The sequence below is a fragment of the Okeania sp. SIO2B9 genome (assembly GCF_010672505.1).
Taxonomy (GTDB): domain Bacteria; phylum Cyanobacteriota; class Cyanobacteriia; order Cyanobacteriales; family Microcoleaceae; genus Okeania; species Okeania hirsuta.
Genome location: NZ_JAAHGK010001262.1, coordinates 1 through 2,218, shown reverse-complemented (window position 1 = coordinate 2,218; position 2,218 = coordinate 1). Strand labels below are relative to the sequence as shown.

Genomic DNA, 2,218 nt, shown 5'->3' with positions numbered 1-2,218 from the left:
TCTTTTAAAGGGGCTTTATAGACTGATTCCTTTGAATATATAACTACATTCCTACCTTGAGTTTTATTCTTATACTTTGGTATTTTGGGTTTACCTAAAAACTTTCCTGGATTTTTTGACCATTCAATGATAGCCTGAAAATAACCACGCCAAGTTGCAACCAAGCATTTTATTATTTGTTTTGATACTTTAGTTGGTAATGCTCTGTAGGCATCGCTATTTTTGGTGGTGTGGTACAGTTTAGTTAAATCTAGACTTTTTCCACACTTGAAAAAATGTTGACGACAATAATAATTAGCCAAGTTGTACAAGTTTTTTGATTTAAAAGCTAACTCATCACACACCTGCCAATAGATATGTGTTCGGTTAATAATATGTCTGTCAACCAGTTGCATTCACCTGAATTATTTCATAAGAGTTATTACCTATTTAATACTACAACACTTTTGTAAATTTTACAACTATTTTCTACGGTTTAAGTTTAACAGTTACTAACCCCAGAAACTCTCTGGCTGAGAATTTTGGGTAGAGGAAGAGTTCAATCAACAGCAATTGATGAATTAGAAGCATTGCCAGCGGATAATTTGTTTCGTTCAAATGCGCTATTGTTATTAGCAGATTTGCTAAGTAATATAGAAGTAAATCAAAATTTAGAATCAGAAGATAGGGAGTTAATTATGCGATTATCACCACTTTTTTCACAAAGATTAGAAGAGGCTACAAAACAAGGTATGCAACAAGGTATGCAACAAGGTATGCAACAAGGTATGCGAGAAGAACGCCGAGAACAAATAGAAAATATTCTCAAAGTTCGTTTTGGTACAATAGATAACCAACTAGAGGCAATAATTGAGCCATCACTTTCTCTTTTACCTGCTGAGTTAGTACCTTTGTTATTGCAATTATCTCGTGATGAATTGTTAGCTAGATTTGTTGGGCAAAATGGTACTCAAAATTGAGTAGTTTAATCCTGAGCTTGAGGAAGAAAAACCAAGCTACACAATTTGAAATATTGCTTTCACCTTATTCGTGGTATACTAGCAGTTACAACCTGTTCTACAGTGAACTCTAGTTCTGGGAAAGTAGGGGAAATAATCCGATCCTTTCCCCGAAATACTTGACTCTGATATTCGCCGTTAATAAGTTGATAAACAAAAACGGTGGGAACTTTAGAACGACCTAAATAAGACCGAGAAGCGATCGCTAAATAATCCACTATCCAATACTCGGAAATCCCTAAACGCCCATACTCGTCCAATTTGTCAACATAATCGTCCTCCCAGTTAGTAGATGTTACCTCCACTGCTAGTCTCAAGGGTTCCCTAAACCCCTGATATGTGTAAAGGTATCTGTCCCAAATCTCACCATCCACCACAGACACATCAGGAATTCGCCCTTGTTCTTGCCCTTCTTTTGTTACCGTTCTGACCAATGCGGTGCGCGTCACCACTAAACCCAAATTTAGCCGTTCGATTTCCCGGTCCATAGTTCTCTGGATTAAATTCGCAACGTTTTCATGGGCACCAATGGGTCGCATTTCTCTAATTTCTCCATCCACAAGTTCGTAAATAACCCCATCTTCTGGGTATTGGTCAATAAATTGGTCAAAAGTCAGTCTAGTTTTTGTTGTATTCATGGCGATCGCTCCTATACAAAACTGGGGTAATTAACTGTTAAACTTAAACTGTAGAAAATAGTTGTCAAACGTAGAAAAGTATTGTAATATTAAACAGTTAATAGAAAACGTAAATTTAGGCAATGAATGATTTCGAGCATTATAGTAATCACGGGCTCCGGGCCACTTTATTTGAATAGACAGACCCATGAAAGTTGTTGACAGACATATAATTAGACGAACACATAACTTTTGGCAGGTGTGTGATGAGTTAGCTTTTAAGTCAAAAAACTTATATAACTTAGCTAACTATCACTGTCGTCAGCATTTTTTCTGTACTGGTAAAAGTCTCTCACTAACTAAACTGTACCACGCCACTAAAGATAGCGATGCTTACAGAGCATTACCAACTAAAGTATCAAAACAAATAATAAAATGCTTGGTGGCAAGTTGGCGTGGCTATTTTCAAGCTATAAAAGAATGGTCAAAATATCCTGGGAAGTTTTTAGGTAAACCCAAAATACCAAAGTATAAGAATAAAACTCAAGGTAGGAATGTAGTTATATATTCCAAAGAATCAGTCTATAAAGCACCTCTCAAAGA

Annotated in this window: 2 protein-coding genes and 2 pseudogenes; 2 read left to right on the top strand and 2 right to left on the bottom strand. The window is 36.2% G+C overall.

The window, feature by feature from the left end; genetic code table 11:
* Positions 1–302 (bottom strand): annotated as a pseudogene (locus F6K13_RS29625) (RNA-guided endonuclease TnpB family protein); the annotation flags it as partial.
* Positions 303–521: 219 nt separating this feature from the next.
* Between F6K13_RS29625 and F6K13_RS29620 the strand changes: the two are divergent.
* On the top strand, positions 522–959 hold the full coding sequence (locus tag F6K13_RS29620; protein WP_124145849.1) for a hypothetical protein: 438 nt from the start codon (positions 522–524) through the stop codon (positions 957–959).
* A 59-nt stretch (positions 960–1,018) separates the two neighbouring features.
* On the opposite strand, the gene F6K13_RS29615 is transcribed toward F6K13_RS29620, so the two are convergent.
* The gene (locus tag F6K13_RS29615) at positions 1,019–1,636 is read right to left on the bottom strand and encodes a Uma2 family endonuclease (protein ID WP_124145850.1); all 618 of its coding nucleotides are present in this window, start codon (positions 1,634–1,636) and stop codon (positions 1,019–1,021) included.
* A gap of 187 nt (positions 1,637–1,823) precedes the next feature.
* On the opposite strand from F6K13_RS29615, the pseudogene F6K13_RS29610 reads away from it, so the two are divergent.
* A pseudogene (locus F6K13_RS29610) lies at positions 1,824–2,218 on the top strand (RNA-guided endonuclease TnpB family protein); the annotation flags it as partial.